Origin of the sequence: Streptomyces apricus (assembly GCF_008369065.1) — a bacterium.
Taxonomy (GTDB): domain Bacteria; phylum Actinomycetota; class Actinomycetes; order Streptomycetales; family Streptomycetaceae; genus Streptomyces; species Streptomyces apricus.
The window spans coordinates 366,996-384,683 of the sequence record NZ_VDFC01000047.1; the positions used below are offsets into that span (position 1 = coordinate 366,996).

At 71.3% G+C, this 17,688-nt stretch carries 13 protein-coding genes and 1 tRNA gene; 3 read left to right on the plus strand and 11 right to left on the minus strand.

The window, feature by feature from the left end; genetic code table 11:
* From FGF04_RS28085 to FGF04_RS28095, 3 genes are all read right to left on the minus strand, one after another.
* On the minus strand, positions 1-550 hold a 550-nt coding region (locus tag FGF04_RS28085), incomplete at its 3' end, for an IclR family transcriptional regulator (protein WP_149514411.1).
* Positions 551-909: 359 nt separating this feature from the next.
* A complete protein-coding gene (locus FGF04_RS28090; RefSeq protein ID WP_149514126.1) occupies positions 910-2,712 on the minus strand; it encodes a DEAD/DEAH box helicase in 1,803 nt (600 codons plus the stop codon).
* A gap of 330 nt (positions 2,713-3,042) precedes the next feature.
* Positions 3,043-4,488: an MFS transporter gene (locus tag FGF04_RS28095; protein WP_149514127.1), complete on the minus strand. Its 1,446-nt coding sequence runs from the start codon at positions 4,486-4,488 to the stop codon at positions 3,043-3,045.
* A 210-nt stretch (positions 4,489-4,698) separates the two neighbouring features.
* Between FGF04_RS28095 and FGF04_RS28100 the strand changes: the two genes are divergently transcribed.
* Together FGF04_RS28100 and FGF04_RS28105 are read left to right on the plus strand one after the other, a co-directional pair.
* Positions 4,699-4,770 (plus strand) — tRNA-Cys (locus FGF04_RS28100).
* A gap of 192 nt (positions 4,771-4,962) precedes the next feature.
* A complete protein-coding gene (locus tag FGF04_RS28105) occupies positions 4,963-5,595 on the plus strand; it encodes a DUF6082 family protein (protein ID WP_149514128.1) in 633 nt (210 codons plus the stop codon).
* 211 nt (positions 5,596-5,806) lie between these two features.
* Here the strand turns inward: FGF04_RS28105 and FGF04_RS28110 are convergent, their stop codons facing one another.
* From FGF04_RS28110 to FGF04_RS28120, 3 genes are all read right to left on the minus strand, one after another.
* On the minus strand, positions 5,807-6,349 hold the full coding sequence (locus FGF04_RS28110) for a hypothetical protein (protein WP_149514129.1): 543 nt from the start codon (positions 6,347-6,349) through the stop codon (positions 5,807-5,809).
* Positions 6,350-6,785: 436 nt separating this feature from the next.
* Positions 6,786-7,313, minus strand: a complete 528-nt coding sequence (locus FGF04_RS40690) for a hypothetical protein (protein WP_223146410.1) — start codon at positions 7,311-7,313, stop codon at positions 6,786-6,788.
* Positions 7,314-7,364: 51 nt separating this feature from the next.
* Positions 7,365-9,224, minus strand: a complete 1,860-nt coding sequence (locus FGF04_RS28120) for a S8 family serine peptidase (RefSeq protein ID WP_223146411.1) — start codon at positions 9,222-9,224, stop codon at positions 7,365-7,367.
* Between the two features lie 756 nt (positions 9,225-9,980).
* On the opposite strand from FGF04_RS28120, the gene FGF04_RS28125 reads away from it, so the two are divergent.
* Positions 9,981-10,520 (plus strand): hypothetical protein, encoded by a 540-nt coding sequence (locus tag FGF04_RS28125; RefSeq protein WP_149514130.1) that lies wholly within the window; start codon positions 9,981-9,983, stop codon positions 10,518-10,520.
* Between the two features lie 201 nt (positions 10,521-10,721).
* Here the strand turns inward: FGF04_RS28125 and FGF04_RS28130 are convergent, their stop codons facing one another.
* The 5 genes from FGF04_RS28130 to FGF04_RS28150 form a co-directional block, all read right to left on the minus strand.
* Positions 10,722-11,930 (minus strand): SUKH-4 family immunity protein, encoded by a 1,209-nt coding sequence (locus FGF04_RS28130; RefSeq protein WP_149514131.1) that lies wholly within the window; start codon positions 11,928-11,930, stop codon positions 10,722-10,724.
* A gap of 221 nt (positions 11,931-12,151) precedes the next feature.
* Positions 12,152-12,685 carry an AAA family ATPase gene (locus tag FGF04_RS28135; RefSeq protein WP_149514132.1) on the minus strand — a complete coding sequence of 178 codons (534 nt, stop codon included), beginning with the start codon at positions 12,683-12,685 and terminating at the stop codon, positions 12,152-12,154.
* 47 nt (positions 12,686-12,732) lie between these two features.
* Complete coding sequence (locus FGF04_RS28140) at positions 12,733-15,042, minus strand: xanthine dehydrogenase family protein molybdopterin-binding subunit (RefSeq protein WP_149514133.1); 2,310 nt, start codon at positions 15,040-15,042, stop codon at positions 12,733-12,735.
* Positions 15,039-16,637, minus strand: a complete 1,599-nt coding sequence (locus FGF04_RS28145; RefSeq protein ID WP_149514412.1) for a (2Fe-2S)-binding protein — start codon at positions 16,635-16,637, stop codon at positions 15,039-15,041. The genes FGF04_RS28140 and FGF04_RS28145 overlap by 4 nt, the downstream gene beginning before the upstream one ends.
* Before the next feature lie 125 nt (positions 16,638-16,762).
* Entirely contained in the window at positions 16,763-17,656 is an 894-nt protein-coding gene (locus FGF04_RS28150) for an FAD binding domain-containing protein (RefSeq protein WP_149514134.1), read from the minus strand.
* Positions 17,657-17,688: the final 32 nt, after the last annotated feature.

Below are 17,688 nucleotides of genomic sequence, written 5' to 3' on the forward strand. Positions count from 1 at the left end.
CGCTCCCCTCCACCCCCGTCACCCCGATCAGCGCGGCAGCGGCCCCGCTCGCCCCGGCCTCCAGCTCGCCGTGCGTGAGCGTGTAGCCGGGCTCGTCCGCGGCGGCGGCCCGCGCGGCGAGGATCGCCTTGCCGGCCGCCCCCCGCTCCAGCGGATGCCGGAACCCGGCCCGGTACGCCACGTGGTAGTCCGTCCACGTCGGCTCGACCACGGCGACGGCGAGCGCCTCCGTGCCGTCGACCAGCGTGAGGTGGGCCGTCGCCCCGATGTCCTCGGCCAGCGACCGCAGCGCGGGCAGCGCCGCCTCGCGGACCAGCGGATGCACCTGGCGCCCCAGTCGCAGCACCCCGAGCCCGACCCGGGCCCGGCCGCCGAGGTCGCGGCGGACCAGGGCGTGCTGCTCCAACGTGGCGAGCAACCGGTACACGACGGTCCGGTTGACTCCGAGTTTGTTGGACAGCTCGGTGACGGTCAGACCGTGGTCGGTGTCGGCGAGCAGCTTGAGGACGCGCAGTCCCCGGTCGAGCGTCTGAGAGGTCTCCGCGGTCACGACGCCCACTCCTTAGTGTGAGAGTCGGCGCCCCCCGACGCGGCGGGTGCGTCACCGGTCCCGTGGGCGACGCGCGTCAGAGGCCGCCGGTCGGCTGCGTCCCGGGTCCTCCCCGGGCGGGCACCGGCTGCGCTCCGCGGCGGCGCTGCCACGGGGCGTGTGCGTAGCGGGACAGTAGCGAGCCGGTTCGCTCAGCGGAAGGCTCCGTCCAGAATCCGGTCAGGCGCAGGTCCGGACCGGTCACGGTTACCCAGGGTTTGATCCACCTCTGTCCACATGTGACCGAAGCGGACCGCGCGGTGCACACCACGCGTCCACGGACCGCGGCCGTCCCGGCACCCGGCCGTCCCGGCCCGCGGTCACCGCATACGGGTGGCCCACTCCTGGACCTTCTCGATCCGCTGGCGCAGCTGCCCGGCGGTCGCCTCCGCGCTCGGCGGCCCGCCGCACACGCGCCGCAGCTCGGTGTGGATCACGCCGTGCGGCTTGCCGCTCTGGTGGACGTACGCGCCGACCATGGTGTTGAGCTTCTTGCGCAGTTCCATCATCTCCTTGTGGGAGACCACGGGACGGCGTTCGGCGGGCAGTTCGAGCAGGTCGGCCTCGTCGTCCGGCTTCTTGCGGCTGTGCGCGATCTGCCGGGCCTGCCGCTTCTGGAGCAGCAGCTGCACCTGGTCGGGTTCGAGCAGCCCCGGGATGCCCAGGTAGTCCTGCTCCTCCTCGCTCCCGGGGTGGGCCTGCATGCCGAACTCGGCGCCGTCGTAGAGGACCCGGTCGAAGACGGCCTCGGACTCCAGCGCCTCGAAGGAGAACTGCTCCTGCTCGCCGGTGTCCTCGTCCTGCTCCTTGTTCGCCTCCTCCATCTCCTTCTCGGACTCGGCGTACGGGTCCTCCTCGCCCTGCTTCTTCGGCTTGTCGAGGGCGTGGTCGCGCTCGACCTCCATCTCGTTGGCGAAGGTGAGGAGGTCGGGCACGGTCGGCAGGAAAACGGAAGCCGTCTCGCCGCGCCGCCGGGACCGTACGAAACGGCCGACGGCCTGCGCGAAGAAGAGCGGGGTCGAGATGGTGGTCGCGTACACGCCCACCGCCAGGCGCGGCACGTCGACGCCCTCGGACACCATGCGGACGGCGACCATCCAGCGGTCGTCGCTCTGGCTGAACTCGTCGATCCGCTTGGACGCGCCCGTGTCGTCGGACAGGACCAGGGTGGCCTTGGTGCCGGTGATCTCGCGGATGAGCTTGGCGTAGGCGCGGGCCGAGTCCTGGTCGGAGGCGATGACCAGGGCGCCCGCGTCCGGGATGGCCTTGCGCACCTCGGTGAGCCGCCGGTCGGCCGCGCGCAGCACGCTGGGCATCCACTCGCCGCGCGGGTCGAGGGCGGTGCGCCAGGCCTGGCTGACGGCGTCCTTGGTCATCGGCTCGCCGAGCCGGGCGGCGATCTCGTCCCCCGCCTTCGTACGCCACCGCATGTTGCCGCTGTAGGAGAGGAAGATGACGGGCCGCACGACGCCGTCGCCGAGGGCGGAGCCGTAGCCGTACGTGTAGTCGGCGGCGGAGCGGCGGATCCCGTCGTTGCCCTCCTCGTACGCGACGAAGGGGATGGGGTTGGTGTCGGAGCGGAACGGCGTACCGGTGAGGGCGAGGCGCCGGGTGGCGGGCTCGAAGGCCTCCAGGCACGCCTCGCCCCAGGACTTGGAGTCGCCGGCGTGGTGGATCTCGTCGAGGATGACGAGGGTCTTGCGCTGCTCGGAGCGGTTGCGGTGCAGCATGGGCCGCACGCCGACCCCGGCGTAGGTCACGGCGACGCCCTGGTACTCCTTGCTGAGCGGGCCCGCGCTGTACTCGGGGTCCAGCTTGATCCCTATCCGCGCGGCCGCCTCCGCCCACTGCTTCTTCAGGTGCTCGGTGGGCGCGACCACGGTCACCTGCTGCACGACGTGGTGGTGCAGCAGCCACGACGCGAGCGTCAGCGCGAAGGTCGTCTTGCCGGCGCCGGGCGTGGCGACGGCGAGGAAGTCACGCGGCTGCTCCTGGAGGTACCGCTCCATCGCACCCTGCTGCCAGGCGCGCAGCTTGTTGGCGGTCCCCCAGGGGGCCCGCCCGGGGAACGCGGGCGACAGGTGGTGCGAGGAAGTGGCACCGGCGGCTGAGGAGGCGGGCACGGAGGGCCCTCCATCGAGGGTGGCGGCGGGCAACGGGCGGGCGGTAGTCACGGTCTCCGTGGGTGGTCGGTCTGCTCGGCGGTGTCCGGGCGGCGGGGCCCGCGCCGGACGGGGCCGACAGCAGCTGGGTCTGACATCGGCCGGGGTATGACAACCGGGCCACCCTACCGGCGGCCCGCGGACGTCAACGCGCGGACGACGCGCGACCGCCACGGGATGGGACTCAGGTCACATCCCGGAGCCAAGCCCTCCGCAGCCGCGCAGTCACGCGGCCGCACGGGGCCGGTCCGTCCGGGCACCCCGCGGCGACGGTCCCCTCAGACGGTCGGCTCAGGCGGCCCGCAGCCGTGTGGTCACCCACGCGCCCACCAGCGCCACCCCCGCCATCGGCAGGAACACCGCCACGAAGGCGGTCGGGTGGCCGCCCGCGGCCTGCGTGGCCGCGTGGGCGACCGTGCCGCCGCCCAGCGCCGCGAAGGCCGCTCCGCCCGCGGCCAGCAGGACGACGTTGGCGAGGCCGTCGGATATCTGGAGGGCGGCGGAGTTCTGGCCGGCCTCGCCGGGCGCGGAGAGCTTCAGCATCAGAACGCTGCTGGAGGAGATCACCAGCCCCATGCCGAAGCAGCCGAACCCCCACGCCACCGCCACCGTCCACACGGGCACCCCGTCGATCAGCACGCTCGGCGCGGCGACGATGGCGGCCGCGGTCAGGACCATGCCCAGCGTCATCAGCCGTTCCCGGTACGGTTCCACGCGCGCCCGCGCCTGGACGAAGGAGCCCAGCGCCCAGGTGGCCCCGCCGGCCGCCAGCGAGAAGCCGGCCATCGTCGGGGACAGGCCCCGCTCGGTGACCAGCATCAGCGGCACGAAGGACTCGGCGGCGATGAAGGACCCGGCCGCCACCCCGCGCAGCAGCACCACGGACGGCAGCCCGCGTGCGGCCCGGTAGGTGCCGCGCGGCAGCAGTCCGAGCACCGCGGGGACGAGCAGGGCGGCTCCCGCCGCGCCCGGCAGCAGGGACAGCCACCGCAGGTCCTGGGCGGCGTACTGGAGCAGGCCGGCGCCCGCGGAGATGGCGAGGGCCAGCCGGATGCGCCGGCGGCCGAAGGGCTCGGGGACGGTTCCCTCCTCGGGCCCGGACGCCCGGCGCCGTATCTGCGGCAGCGCGAGCGCCAGCGGCAGCACGACCAGGACCGGTACGCCGACGAAGACCCAGCGCCAGCCGAGGTGCTCGGTCACCGCGCCGGCGGCGAGGGGGCCGACGACGGACGGCACCACCCAGCTCGCCGCGAACGCCGCCATGATGGCCGGCCGCAGCCGCTCCGGGTAGGCGCGCCCGACGACCACGTACAGCGCGACGATCACCAGACCGCCGCCGAGGCCCTGGACGGCCCGGCCGAGGATGAACAGCCACATGGTGCCGGCCGTCCCGGAGAGCAGGAGTCCGGCCGCGAACGCCCCGATGCCCGTGGTGAGCGATCCCAGCGGGCCCGCCCGGTCCGACCACTGCCCGGCGAACACCATGCCGAAGAGGCTCGTCGTGAAGTACCCGCTGAAGGCGAACGCGTACAGCGGGATCCCGTCGAGCTCCCGCGCCGCGACGGGCATGGCCGTCCCGACGGCGGTCGCCTCGAAGGCGATCAGCAGCACGACGGAGACGATCCCGATGCTGAGCGCGCGGTACGAACGGCTCAGGACACCGTCCGGGGCGGGGGTGTCGGCGGGTGCGCTCGGGGCGGCGGCGACGCCGGTGTCGCCCGGTTCTGACGTGGTCATACCCTCAGCGTAAGGGGCAAGACAAGCGTTGACCCCTGTCCGTGGACGGCCCCGCACCGGGACCATGGTCGTACGACCGAAGACCTCCGCCGCCGCCTTTTGTGAACGCGGCATGGCAGTCCCGTTGCACCCGCCACGATCCCCTTGGCTTCCCTCCTCCCCCGGCCCTACGGTCGACACATCAAGCCCGACCTCCCCGGACTTGAGTCCGGCCGTGTGCCCGAGTGGCTTAGGGACTCGCCTGCAAAGCGAGGCACGTGGGTTCAATTCCCGCCACGGCCTCTGGTCGCCTGACCAGGCAAAATGACAGGGCGGCACCCCTCCGAGGGTGCCGCCCTGTCGGCCGTCCGTCTCAGTTTCCGTCCCAGCCTTCCGAGAACCACTCGCTATGGCGCATAGGCCTCGCACGTTCGTTGACATCAATGGGTATGAACCACCTTGACGGGATGTGCCAAAGCCTAAGAGGGAGGGCTCATGACCCAATCATTCGTTCGGCACCGCAAGACGCTCATGAAGATCACAACAGTCCTGACGGCGGTCGCCACTCTTGGGTTAGCTCCATTACTAATCCAAGCGTTATCCCCAACAAGGACTGATTGGCAAAGGCTCAGCGACATTAGCCAGATCTACGGCTCTCTCGTTTCTGCGATCGCCCTCGTGGGGGTTGCCGTATCACTGGCTTATCAAGCACACCAGGCAACCACGCTACAAGAGGAGACGCAGCGTGCCTCACATAGGCAGCTCGTCACCATGGCCCTTAACGACCCAGACCTTATGGTCTGCTGGGAACCAATGAGTGCCGAGGTAACGCTACTGGAGGCTAAGCAGATCGGCTTCGTCAACTTAATTATCAGTAACTGGTCCGCCGATTACCGACTGAAGCGATTCAATGAAGCCCAGCTACGGCGACGCTTAGAGGTGCACTTCCGGGGCGAGATGGCTCGAAAACACTGGCAGGTTGGTGGCGCTGGTTGGCGCCTTTCCGCAGAAGCAGCGGGGGAATCTCGACTACTCCGTTTTGTTTCTCTGATAGAAGAATCTTATGAACAGGCCGTTGCTGCAGGCCCTCCGCATCCATCGAGTGCATATTTTAGGAATTCCGCTTAGCTCTGCTGCCCCTCCCCCGCACCTAATGGGACAGCAAGCTGGGAAACAATCCAACAAGCGTCATCTACTCCCGGCGCAAGATTAGGATTTCAGATGAGCCCATCCACCCGCCCCGCAGTATCCGACCTTACTGCGTCGACCATGTACTGATATCGGTTCATGCTGCCAGCCTGACAGCCCGCTTAAATTGCTGATATTGAACGCGTCTATTTCAGTCGTTCAGAGGCATGCGTGACTCCCGCGCACCCTGGAGGGAATCCTCCCTTCGCAGATTGTTGAGGGACTCAAGAAGGGCGAACGGCATTCCGGAACTCTTCACTATCCGACCGGTGCTCAGCTCTGCGTATACACGCACTCGTCGAGCGTCGGCGTAGCCAAGTCTCATTTCAGGAACTTGAAATCTCAGGTCATGCTTAATTCCAGCCATGGGTTCAAGCGTGAGAGGCTCCCCGATTCGGTGTACCCCCATGGTGCGGAGTCTCCGCAACTTGTGTCGCTGGAAGGACTTAATTTTCCCCTTCATGACGAGTCGTTCGACGGTTGCTGTGCTCGGGCTTCGGTTGACAAGACGAACTCCAACCTCAAGCGTCGAGTAGAGCCGCCCGTCGCCATCATAGTGCTTACCAACCGTCAGAATTTCGACGGCGATGAGAGGCTTGGTACGCCTGTAGTTCAGGTACGAAACCACTGCGTTGGTTGCAGTGAACAGCGCACTCGCGCAAGAGACGATGATCGCAATAGCGGGGAGTGACATTGCTCAAGTCTGCCCAATGAGAGTGCTCCTGACCTACCGATTGCCCAATGTTCGTCGCTGCGGATGGGATGTACGTGTCTCCTCGCAGAGCTTCGTGACATAGTCTCCGCTGATCCTGACCGCTCGCTGAGCGCTCAGGATCGGTCCAAGCGGATGAAGGATGCCGCCTTCGATGAGGTCCGCACCGTGTCATTTTCCGTCTCGTTCATCCTTTTACGCAGCCGTCCGCACACGTTTACTCTGCCCCGGTGTCTTCAGCATCTGTACGGGATTGAACGGCCTCGAACACGTCCGCATCCGCCTCTGGTCAGTCCAGACAAGCCTGCAAAGCGAGGCACGTGGGTTCAATTCCCGCCACGGCCTCTGGTGGTCTGACCAGCAGAGTGGAAGGGCGGCACCCCTGGTGGGGTGTCGCCCTTCCGGCGTCGTACGGTGGCTACGAGATGTTCTGGCCGAGTGCGAGCTGGTACGCGGTTCCGCCCTGGGAGTTCCAGTTGCTCCAGGTGCCACCGGGCTTGGTCTGCCATTTGTGCCAGACGGCGTGATCGGTGCCGAGGACGAGCGCTTCAAGCCGGCCGTCGCCGTTGCGGCCGACGACAGGGCTGTCGATCAGACCGCCGAGCGAAGCCCAGGAATTCCAGCCGCCGCCGGGCGAGATCTGCCAGATGTGCCACAGGCCCTGGTCCATGCCGCGGGCGAACACCTCCAGACGGCCGTCCGCGTTCCGGGCCGTGGCCAGCTGATCGAGGGTGCCACCCAGCGAGTTCCAGCCCGACCACCCGCCACCGGGCGACGTCTGCCACGTGTGCCACAGACCGCTGTCCGTGCCGATCACGAAGGCCTCCAGCCGGCCGTCGAGATTACGGTCCACCCTGGGCAGGTCGACGAAACCGCCCAACGGGTTCCAGCCGGACCACCCGCCGCCGGGTGACGTCTGCCAGATGTGCCAAAGACCGCTGTCCATGCCGCGGGCGAAAACCTCCAGACGACCGTCCGCGTTTTGGGCCGTGGCCAGCTAATCGAGGATGCCGCCCAACGGGTTCCAGCCGGACCACCCGCCACCGGGCGACGTCTGCCACGTGTGCCACAGACCGCTGTCCATCCCGCGCGCGAACACCTCCAGACGACCGTCCGCGTTCCGGGCCGTGGCCAGCTGATCGAGGGTGCCACCCAGCGAGTTCCAGCCCGACCACCCACCACCGGGCGACGTCTGCCACGTGTGCCACAGGGCGTGGTCCGTGCCGATCACGAAGGCTTCCAGCCGGCCGTCGAGATTACGGTCCACCCTGGGCAGGTCGACGAAACCGCCCAGCGAGTTCCAGCCCGACCACCCGCCGCCCGGCGACGTCTGCCAGGTGTGCCACAGGCCGTGGTCGAGGCCGCGGCCGAAGGCCTCCAGCCGGCCCTGGCCCAGGATGCGTTCGAGGGCCCGGCCGGCCCGCAGGATCCCCGCTCCGGAGAACTGGTCCCAGCCGGCGCTGCCGATGTCCTCCGCGGTGTCGGTGATCGCCCGCTTGACCTGGTCCTGCGTCACCTGGGCGTCCGCCTGCTTGAACAGGGCCACCACGCCCGCCGCGATCGGCGTCGCCGCCGACGTGCCCGTGTCGCTCGGGAAGTAGCCCTTGAAGTGGCTGATCGAGGAGAAGTCCGGCTTGTGCGGGTCGAGGGCGGCCGGTCCCGCGCTGCTGTACCCGATGTACTCCTTGCGGGAGTTGACCGCAGCCACGGTCATCACCCGCGGATGCCCGTTGGCCCCCCAGATGCTCCTGCCAGGGCCGGTGTCCGAGGCGCAGCGGTTGTCGGGGCAGGACGCCCCGCAGTTGCCCGCCGCGAACAGGACGAGGATGCCCTCGTCCAGCGCCTCCACCACCTTGCGGGTGAACGGGTGGGTGGGATCGGTCGCGTACACCGGATCCCAGTTCTCCTGGAAGATGCCCCAGCTGTTGCTCATGACGTGCGGTGTGCCGTTGGCGCGGTGCCGCCTGATGGCCCAGTCGAAGCCCTGGATCGCCGCGGAGATGGTCGAGGGGATACCACCGGTGCCGGCGATGCGGATGTCGAGGAGCTCGGCCTGCGGTGCCATACCGAGGACGTCGGTGCCGCACATGTTGCCGTGGTTGCCCCAGGCCGCCGCGGTGGTGCCCCAGTCCGCCTCGGGGAAACCGGCGACGACCCGCGGGATCTGGGCCGTCTCGCCGCGCTTGGGTGTCCGGCCGAGCGCGGTGATCCCCCCGTCGACGACCGCGACCGTGATGCCGCCGCCGTTGTAGCCCTCGCCGTGCAGTTGGTCGACCCCCAGCACGTTGGCGACGGTCGTCAGGTCGCCCTTGGCGGTCTGCGGATCGCAGTCGCACGGGGCGATGGGGCAGGCGGCGGCCGCCTCGACGGGCGCGACCATGGACACGTTCTCCACCGGGACGACGGCTCCCGTCGCCTCGACGGTCTGCATCTGCTCGGCGGTCTGCGTCTGCTCGAACGGTGCGATCGCCGCGTCCAGGAAGACCCGGACGACTTCCGGCCGGGCCTCCAGCTGGGCGATCCGCGTCTGCTGGATCCGGCCCCGGAGGAGAACCACCTCCTCCTGGGCCGCCGCCACCAGCCCCTCCTGCTCCGCGGTGGGCTGCAGCGGCACGGGAGCGTAGTCGGTGTCGAGTTCGAAGCCCTCGTCGCCCATCGCAGCCGCACGTCGTAGCGTGGCGGCCGGGTCGGTGCCCGAAGGGACGCGCAGTTCGATGAGCACCTGCTGTTCGCCGCCGCCACCCGTTTCGCCGATTGCGCCGGTTCCGCCGGAGCCACCGGTGCCGCCCGAACCGGGCATGGCGCCGCCCGTGTCCGGAGCGCCGGGCATCTCGGCCGAGCCGGCCGGTTCGGGCATCGAGAAGGTCCCCGTGCTCCCGGACGCGGAAGCCTGCGGCATCACCCGCTCGGATTCCGTCCCGTTGCTGTTCGCGCTCGGCATCCGAGCCCGCGGGTCCGCCTCGGGCATGATGCCCGGTTGGCCGGAACGGCCCCCGGTACCTGGCGTGCCGCCGGCCTCCGCCCCGCCGGTCCTGCGGCCGGAACCGCTCCCACCGGTTGCCGCGCCCTTGTTCGCCTTGGCCATGATGTCCCCCAGAATCCGACCCCGCGCACGGCCGGTCCCGGCCGGTGGATCGCGATCGGGTCCCCATCCCGATCTGCCGGCCGTTCCCCGTTCCCCGCGGGGCCCCTCCGTGACCGTCTGTTCACTGGCGGTTCAATTTCTTACGCTAGCGCTCCGGCCCATGAATTGCACTCCGCAAGAGGGGCGGCACTCGCGCACCTGCCGCAAAGCGCGCCCACTGCGTCCGGCGCAGTATCCGTACGTCGCGACAATGCGGCGGAGGAAACACGAGCGAGGAAGCAGCGAATGCAGATGCGGCAGGAATTCCTGTGGTGGATATTGCGTATGGTTCAGGTGTACACCGAGGGAGAATCAGGGCGCCGTTTCGGATCACCGGGCGGCCGGGTCCGAGGGGTGCAGAGACTTCCTTGACCCTTCCCATCCCCCGGTGGAACACTGCGGATGGCGATCGAGGGAAATCCAGGAATCCGGTACCGGGGATTCCGATATCGGCCCTCCTCCACTGCGCCACCCGCCGGAAGCAAGCGAATGCGCGACAAGACCGATAATCGCCATGAAGAGGGAAAGGATTCCCGCATGACTCAACGGATCGAGCGGACCGGACACCGCCTTCCCATTTTCGGCGTGCCGTCGAACGGCGAGGAGAACGGGGCGTCGGGAAGCATCGCCCAGGCCCAGGGAGGAGTAGGTCTCGGCCCGGGGTGGGCGGACCTGCCCAACGGCTCGTTCGGGACGGAGGACGCAGCGGACCTGATCACCTACGAGGTGCAGAAAAAGGCCGTGGGAGACGATGTGGTGGAATTCACTCTGGTGATCAGCTACACGTCCAGCGGATGGTCCAAGGCGATCATCATGCCGGATGGCGAAGGGAACGATTTCATCATCCAGGCGCAAGGCCGAGGCGCTTCGGCGAGCAACGGCCTCTACCTGCACCAGACCAAGAAGGGGCAGGTCCTCACCTTCCGCAAGCCGAAGGCGTTCGGAATCTGGTACGACGTGATCCAGATCGGCTATCTGGGTAATCTGGATCCGGGCGACCGCGTCGTGTTCACGTGGCAGCGTGATTGATTCAGACCCTGTCTGCGCCGCCCATCGCGAGGCAGTGACCTGCTCAGCCTCAGCGGTCATTTTCCTGAGCCGAGCCGTGAATTCCCGCTCAGCGGTTTCTTTCCGGACGAACCAGTCCGGATATTCTCACCAGTCCGGATACTCCCATTCAGGCCCTGACGGTGTGCCGGCGAGCCCGCACGGATGCGGAGACCGGAATGGTCAGAGCACCCCTCCCGCCTCGTCCTGGAACGCCTGCGTCCAGTAGTGGCGGGTGGCCTCCGTCGTCGTGCCCGTCGGGTCGATCGTCGCGAGGGTGTGGGTCATCGTCGTGGCCAGCTGGTCGTAGGCCGTCTCCGTCAGTTCGTGGGCGAGGGACTCGTCGATCGTTCTCTCGCGGTGCAGCAGCCACAGGGTGAAGGCCAGGGTGGAGACGTCCGTGTTCAGCGCGTGCAGCGTCGCGTCCGGCTCGTTCCAGTGCAGGATCGCGCCCGTCGTGCCGTCGACCACCAGGCTGTCGTCCTCGATCAGATGGCCCAGGCGGATCAGCCGGTCGCTGCCGGCCGGGAGCCGGTCGGGCGTGAGCACGTGCGGGCGCTCGTCCTCGTAGTACTCGGCCAGCGTCGGCAGCGGTACGTCCGTGTCCAGGTGGAACAGGTGACCGTCCTCCGGCAGGCCCGTCTCGCGCAGGAAGCGGCGGGTCGGCTCGTGCGTGAGCGCCGCGGGGAAGTCGACGTCCTCGAAGCGCATGACGCGGCCCTGCCCGAACTCCCGGTCCAGCAGCCGGGCCGGCAGGTCCAGCGCCAGCGACGCGTCGGCCGGCGGGCCCGCGACCAGGGCCAGCGGGCGGATCAGCGCGGTCGTCCGCCAGAACAGCGGGACCTCGCCGCCGTCCGCGCTCTCCTCGAAGAGCGCGAGGAGCTGCTGCGACACACCGGTGACCGCCTTGGGCCCGAACCGGCCCTCGTACGACGCGAACCGGCCGCTCCGGGCCGTCATCTCCCGCGTCGCGGTCATGAAGTCCGTGAGCGTGCGCAGCGAGGGGGCGAGCGGGAGACGGTCCATCAGGTCGGGGCGGTCGTGCAGGAAATAGGTGGTGGACACCTCGCCCGTCGCCCCGTCGAGCAGGACGGACTCCGTCTCGGTTCCGTCCGGGTCCCGCAACGCGCCGATCACCAGCTGGTCGCGCAGGTCCGCCGGGAGCCGGGCCGGGTCCCCGGCCGACTCCGCCACCGTGCGCGGTCCGTCCTCGCGCAGCGCGTCGAACGTCAACAGGCCGTCGTCCGCGGGCAGTCCGGGCCCCGCCAGCCAGCGCCGCGTCGGTCCGTGCGTGACGTACGGGTCGAGCGCGCCCTCAAGCAGAGCGATCGTGCCGGCGCCGATGCCGATGCCGGTACCAGCGTCGGTGCCGGTGTCCGTCGTGCTGCTCATCGTTCCCCCGCGGATCGTCGTTCGCAGTCCCCCGGCAGGGCCCGCCGGGCGGCACCCGCACGCAGGCGCCGGCAGCGGACCCGACCCCCTGGCCCTGCCTCCGCGAACACCCGCGAAAAGGGCCGCCGCCCGACGGTCCTCCCCCACGCCCAGAACACTATCGGGCACCACTGACAACGCCCCCGCACCGCCGTGACCTGCGGGGACACGGAGAAATTCGGCTAGTTGACCCTGGCTTGCCCCGGGGCCGCCAGGATCGCGTCCACCGTCTGCGCCGGCGTCTGCCCGGAGGTGTCCAGCCACAGTCCGATGCGTGGGGTGTCCGCACGCAGGCCGGCGTCGAGTTGCTCCACCGTCCAGGCGCCGTAGCCCGTCTTGGCCCGCCCCGCCTCCCGCTGCGCCACCACGCGCGGGTCCGGGGCCAGGACGACCACGTACAGGGGCCGCGTCCGCACCAGGGCCGTGTACGCCGTCAGGTGCTCGCCGAGGAGCACGTCCTGCACGACCGCCGTGAAGCCCGCGCGCGCGTACGCGTCGGCCGTCGCCGCCGACAGGCGGTGGCGCAGCCGCAGTTGCGCCTCGGCCTCGCTCTCCGGGCCGGCGCCGGGCTCGTACTCCGCCCGGCCGCTGACGACCATGCGGCGGAACACGTCACCCCGTACGTGCGCGGCCCGCGGCAGCCGCTCGGCCAGCGCCTGCGCCACCGTGGACTTCCCGGCCGCCATGATGCCGGTGATCAGGACCACGCCGTCCACCGCTCACCCCACCGCCGGCCGGAACCCCGGCCGGACCCCGCCGGGGGTCACTGCGTCGCCGTCACCACGGCCGCCTGCGGCCTTATCGGCAGCCGGTTGACCGGGCGGCCCGTGGCGGCCCGCACCGCGGACGCGACCGCCGCCGGGGACGTCACGACCGGGACCGCGCTGACGGACTTGGCCCCGAAGGGCGCGACCACGTCGCGCTCCTCGACGAGCTTCACGATGTGGATCTCGGGGGTGTCGAGGGCCGTCGGCAGCGAGTACCCGGTGAGGTCGGGGTGGCGCACCAGGCCGCGCGCGGTGCGCAGGTTCTCCGTGAGGGCGGCGCCGACGCCCTGGGTGACGCCCGCCTCGATCCGGGCGGCGAGCTGCGCGGGGTTCAGGATGCGGCCCACGTCCTGGGCGAGCGCCAGTTCGACCACCCGTACCGAGCCGAGTTCGATGTCGACGTCCACCACCGCGCGGATCGCGCAGAAGGCGAGGCCCACGAAGGCGTCGCCCTGGCCGGTGCCGTCCAGCGGCTCGGTGGGGTGCGGGCGGCACTGCGCGGTCGCCCACAGCTCCTTGCCGTCCATCGCCTCGGTGACGGTCGTGGACAGCACGCCGTCGTACGAGGTGATCTTGCCGTCGGTGATCTGGAGCAGCTCGGTGGACATCCCGAACTTGTGCGCCAGGGGCTGCAGCAGCTGCGTGCGGACCATCTTGGCGGCCCGTTCGACGGCGCCGCCGGACACCCAGGTGTGGCGGCCGCGGCTGCCGGGCCCCGCGGGGGGCTGGTCGGTGTCCACGGAGGCCACGTGGACCTCCTCGATGCCGAGCGTCTCCTGGACGATCTGGCGGGCCAGCGTGGTGAAGCCCTGGCCGCTCTCCACCGCCGCGCAGAGCACGGTGGCGATGCCGTCGTGGACCTTCACGGTGGCCGTGGAGACCTCGTCGGTGCCCTCGGCGCCGAGCATGTGGACCATGCCCAGGGCGTAGCCGACACCGCGCCGCACCGCGCCGGGCTCCCCGGCGCCCTCGGGGCCGCCCGGGAGCAGCCACTGGTCCTCGGGGGTGTCCTTGGGGAGGGCGGGCAGCGGGAAGTCCTGGACGGCCTGGAGCAGTTCGGCCACGGGGGCCGGGCAGGTGACCGTCTGCCCGGTCGGCAGCACGTCCCCGGTGGCCAGCACGTTGCGCAGGCGCAGCTCGGCCGGGTCGGTGCCCAGCTTCTTCGCCAGCTTGTCCATCTGGGCCTCGTAGGCGGCGCACACCTGCATGGCGCCCTCGCCGCGCACGTGCCCGGAGGGCGGGTTGTTGGTGCGCACGGCCCAGCCCTCGATGAAGGCGTTCGGGACGACGTAGGGGCCGCAGGCGAAGGAGACGGCGGCGGCCAGGGCCTCCGAGGAGGTGTCCGCGTACGCGCCCGCGTCCAGGAGGATCTGCGCCTCGACCTTGACCAGCTTGCCCTCGGCGTCCGCGTGGTGGCGGTAGCGCAGCAGCGTGGGGTGGCGGTGGACGTGTCCGAGGAAGGATTCTTCGCGCGTCGCGGTCAGTTTGACCGGGCATCCCGTCTTCAGGGCGAGCAGCCCGAGGGGGAGCTGGAAGCCCTGGTCCTCGCGGTCGGCGGTGGCGCCGGGCACGCCGGTGACGACGACCTTGACGCGCTCGGGCTCCAGGCCGTAGCAGGCGGCGGCCGTGTCGCGGTCGGTGTGCGGGTCGGTGGACGCCACGTAGAGCTCGACGCCGCCGTCGGGGCGGGGCACGGCGAGGCCGGCCTCGGCGCCGATCGGGGCCGGGTCCTGGCGGCCGATGCGGTACAGGCCCTCGACGACGATGTCACCCGCCGCGTCCGGGTCGCCGTGGCGCAGCGGGATGTGGCGGATGAGGTTGCCGTCGGGGTGCAGGGGTTCGGCCTCGAAGGCCTGCTCCGGGTCGGTCACCGGGTCGAGGACCTCGTACTCGACGATGACGGCGGCGGCGGCCATGCGCGCGGTGTCGGGGTGGTCGGCCGCGACGGCCGCGATGGGCTCCCCGTGGTGGCGTACGACGTCGGAGGCGAAGACCGGGCGGTCGGCCCTGCCGCGGCCGAGCAGCGCGGTGCCGGGCACGTCCTCGTGGGTGACGACGGCGCGGACGCCGGGCATCTCGCGCGCGTGGGTGGTGTCGACGGACAGGATGCGCGCGTGCGGGTGCGGCGATCTCAGGACGGCCGCCCACAGCAGTCCCTCGGCCCACAGGTCCGCCGCGTACGGGAAGGTGCCCTCGGTCTTGGCGCGGGCCTCGGCGGACGGCAGGGACACGCCCAGGCCGTGCGGCGGCGGCTCCGGAGCGGTACCGGGCTGCGCGGTGGTCGCGGTGGCGGTGTCGTTGCTCACGCCTGGCCTCCGTCCTGGCCGTACGGCTGCTCGTGGGGCGGCTGGTCGGGCTGGTGGGGCTCGAACGCGGACGGGTTGACGCCGCCGCCCCCCGGACCGGCCTGGTGCGGGATACGGGCCTCGTCGCCGTCCCCGGAGCCCTCGGCGGCCGTGTGGGCCTCGCGCCCGGCCACGACCTCCCGTACGGCCTCCAGGACGCCCCGGTAGCCGGAGCAGCGGCACAGGTTGCCGCAGAGGGCCTGGCGGGTCTCCAGGTCGGTCGGCGCGGGGTTGCCTTCGAGGAGGTCGTGCACGGTCATCGCCATGCCGGGGATGCAGAAGCCGCACTGGACGGCGCCGCACCTGGCGAGCGCCCGCTGGACGTCGGAGGGCTGGCCGTCGGCGGCGAGCCCCTCGACGGTGCGCACCTCGCTCCCGGCGGCGGTCACCGCGGGCACCAGGCAGGACGCCACGAGGCGGCCGTCGACCTGGACGTTGCAGGCGCCGCACTCGCCCTGCGAGCAGCCGTCCTTGGCGCCCGCGAGGCCGAGCCGCTCGCGCAGTACGTACAGCAGCGATTCGCCGATCCAGGCGTCGGTCACGGGCCGCTCGACGCCGTTCACCCGCAGGACGTACGCGGCCAGGGGGTGGTCGTCGTGCGGCGGGGCGGTCTCGGCCGCCCCGGCGGCCTCGGTGGCCCCGGCGTCATCGGCCCCGGACTCCGCGGCGGGCTCCTCCGAAGGAGCAGTCTCCGAAGAGGCCGCCTCCGCCCCGGAAACCGCTTCCGTGGCGGACGCTTCCGTGGCGGACGCGTCCGCAAGGGCCGCATCCGTGGAGGGCGCTTGCGCGGAAGACGTCTCCGGAGAGGCCGTTTCCGGCGCGGCCGCCTCCGCGGCGGGCGCCTCCGGCTCGGCGGCGGCTGCGTCCGCGTACTCCTGGTGGTCCTGCTCCTGGTGGCCCCGGTGGGGCTCGAAGGACCCGTCGTGCCCCGCGTCGCGCTCCACGGGGACGGCGGTCCCGTCGGCGTGCTCCCCGGGGACGCCGGCGGGCTGCTGGACCCACGGCTCGTCCGCCCAGGGGGCCGCCGCGCCGCCCGGCAGCGTGGCGGGCGGGTTCCCGCCGCCCCACTGCTCGACCAGGGAGGACGTGGTGAACTCGCCGGACTCGTCGGGCAGGTCCCCGTCGGCGACCGGGATGGACCACTGGCCGGTCACGTCGTGCCCGGCACCGTCATGTCCGGGCGCGCCCGGGTCGCCGCCCTGCGAGGACCGGTCGAAGTCCCACTGGCCGGTGCCCCCGGGGTGGTACTCGAAGCCGTCCTGGGCGGGCTGGCGGTGCTCCTCGGGCAGGGCGCTCGGGTCGGGCCACCGCACAGCGTCTTGCTGCCCCGGAGCGGCCGTCTCGGGCGGCAGGGCCCAGGAGCCGGTGGACGGGTCGGCCCCCGTGTCGGCGCCGGGCGCGGCCTGGAAGGGCGGCGGTACGTAGCCGTGGCCGGGCGCGGCGAGCGGGGAGTCCGCGAGGAGGGCGTCGATGCCGCCTTCGGGGAGCTTGACGAAGGCGGTGGCGCCGTCGTCGTAGTCGCCCTGGGGCAGCGGGTCCCAGCGGCTGCCCGCCATGGGCGTGCCCCCTCCGCGCCGGTCCCCGTACTCGTCGGCGTACTGGTCGCCGCGCCGGTCGCCGTACTGATCGTCGTACTGGTCCGTGTGCCGGTCGCCGTACTGGTCTGCGTGCTGGTCGTCGGTCACGACAGTGCCCTCCCCAGTGCTCGTCGGGCCAGCGCGGCAACGGTGCGCCGCAGGTGCAGTACGGCGGGCGGCAGCGGTTGTACGGAACCGTCCTCCTCGGGGGCCGGATCGGGGATGCACGCCGCGGCGACGTACTCACCGAAGGCGGCCAGCGCCTCGGGGACGAGCGCGCGGTTGTTGTCCCAGTCGATCAGCGAGGCGACCCACTGCTCGGCGTCCAGGGGGCGCAGCGGCATCGGCGCTATGGCGCCCACCGCGCACCGCACCCCGCGCCGGGCGGGGTCGAGGACCAGCGACACGGAGGCGATGGCCCGCCCGGGGCCGGTCCGCCCGGTGGCCTTCAGGAAGACCTGCGGCGCGTGCAGCAGCGGCACGCGCACGTACCCGATGAGTTCGCCGCCGCGGAGCATCTCCATGCCCGCGAGCAGGTGCGAGACGGGGATCTCGCGGCGGGAGCCGCCCGGGCCGGCGACGACGAGGGTCGCCTCCAGCGCGGCCAGCACCGGGAGCGCGTCCCCGGTCGGGGAGGCGGAGGCGATGTTGCCGCCCAGGGTGCCCGCGTTGCGGATCTGCGGCGGTCCGGCGGCCCTGGCGGCGGCCGCGAGGGCGGGGATGAGGGCGGCGAAGTCGGGGCGCCCCATACGGGCGTGGGTGAGGCCGGCGCCGAGCAGGGCGTGGCCGTCCTGGTACTGCCAGCCGCGGATCTCGCTGATCCGGCCGAGGCCGACGAGGGCGGCGGGCCGCAGTTGCCCGGAGTTGACGGCGGCCATCAGATCGGTGCCGCCGGCCACGGGAACGGCGGCGGGCATGGCGGCGAGCGCCGCCACGGCCTCGTCCAGCGAGGCGGGCAGGGTCACGGCCTGCGCCGCCTGCGGTGCGTGCGTGGTCAAACCGGCTGCCCCTTCCCGCTGCCCCACCTGGT

What these genes read in the sequence shown, in the direction of transcription:
- FGF04_RS28095 (WP_149514127.1), bottom strand. Translation starts at nt 4,488, where the DNA reads ATGACCACGTCAGAACCGGGCGACACCGGCGTCGCCGCCGCCCCGAGC.
- FGF04_RS28105 (WP_149514128.1), top strand. Translation starts at nt 4,963, where the DNA reads ATGACCCAATCATTCGTTCGGCACCGCAAGACGCTCATGAAGATCACA.
- FGF04_RS28110 (WP_149514129.1), bottom strand. Translation starts at nt 6,349, where the DNA reads ATGTCACTCCCCGCTATTGCGATCATCGTCTCTTGCGCGAGTGCGCTG.
- FGF04_RS40690 (WP_223146410.1), bottom strand. Translation starts at nt 7,313, where the DNA reads ATGGACAGCGGTCTTTGGCACATCTGGCAGACGTCACCCGGCGGCGGG.
- FGF04_RS28120 (WP_223146411.1), bottom strand. Translation starts at nt 9,224, where the DNA reads ATGCCCGAACCGGCCGGCTCGGCCGAGATGCCCGGCGCTCCGGACACG.
- FGF04_RS28125 (WP_149514130.1), top strand. Translation starts at nt 9,981, where the DNA reads ATGCGCGACAAGACCGATAATCGCCATGAAGAGGGAAAGGATTCCCGC.
- FGF04_RS28130 (WP_149514131.1), bottom strand. Translation starts at nt 11,930, where the DNA reads ATGAGCAGCACGACGGACACCGGCACCGACGCTGGTACCGGCATCGGC.
- FGF04_RS28145 (WP_149514412.1), bottom strand. Translation starts at nt 16,637, where the DNA reads ATGGCGGGCAGCCGCTGGGACCCGCTGCCCCAGGGCGACTACGACGAC.